Genomic DNA, 226 nt, shown 5'->3' on the forward strand with positions numbered 1-226 from the left:
CTTAAAGATGGTGGAGCTATGCGGGATCGAACCGCAGACCTCCTGCGTGCAAGGCAGGCGCTCTCCCAGCTGAGCTATAGCCCCATCAAGGTGTCGATACTGCATACCAATTTCAAAAGAAATTGGTGGGTCTGAGTGGACTCGAACCACCGACCTCTCGCTTATCAGGCGAACGCTCTAACCACCTGAGCTACAGACCCAGTATCGTCTCTTTTACTTATAAACC

Annotated in this window: 2 tRNA genes; both read right to left on the reverse strand. The window is 51.8% G+C overall.

The window, feature by feature from the left end:
• Positions 1-8 precede the first annotated feature (8 nt).
• Positions 9-84 (reverse strand) — tRNA-Ala (locus VCHENC03_RS23160).
• A 39-nt stretch (positions 85-123) separates the two neighbouring features.
• Positions 124-200 (reverse strand) — tRNA-Ile (locus VCHENC03_RS23155).
• Between the last annotated feature and the right edge of the window lie 26 nt (positions 201-226).

Source organism: Vibrio sp. HENC-03 (assembly GCF_000305755.2).
GTDB lineage: Bacteria > Pseudomonadota > Gammaproteobacteria > Enterobacterales > Vibrionaceae > Vibrio > Vibrio owensii.